Below are 446 nucleotides of genomic sequence, written 5' to 3'. Positions count from 1 at the left end.
GTTTCTCATACTAATTAACTAATTGTTGACTAAGGAGGACCTTGATGAATCGACATGATAAAATATATCGACCCTATTTGGGCCCTTTTGATTCTTACCGGCCTATAAAGAGCAAAACATACTCCCACCCGCCGTATTTATATATGGTAGATCGGCCGCCAAACCTTTCACCGTTATCTCCCGGTAAGGCACTGGGGCCAGGAACCTTATGGAGACCCATCTATGTTGCTTATTCTCACCCACACGAACCAGCAAGGAGAGTCAACCCACACTGGCGTGCACGGTGCCGCAGTCCAACGATGCTGCCTCATGATTTTTCTGCAAATCCTCCATTCGCTCGCAAAGGAGAAGGTTCCATTCCACGATATCGTATCCCTAATAAAGGCATGTTGCCCGAAACCGCGTACAAAAAAGTCCACGATGAAATGGCTTTAGATGGCAATGCC

1 pseudogene is annotated in these 446 nt (G+C 46.9%); it reads left to right on the top strand.

The features are described from left to right. Window positions 1-302: 302 nt before the first annotated feature. Window positions 303-446: pseudogene (locus RYX56_RS21200) on the top strand (glutamate decarboxylase); the annotation flags it as partial.

The sequence above is a fragment of the Alkalihalophilus lindianensis genome, assembly GCF_032843265.1.
Classification (GTDB): domain Bacteria; phylum Bacillota; class Bacilli; order Bacillales; family Bacillaceae_D; genus Alkalihalophilus; species Alkalihalophilus lindianensis.
The sequence above is the reverse complement of the archived record's forward strand: the minus strand, read 5'-3'. Positions and strand labels throughout refer to the sequence as shown.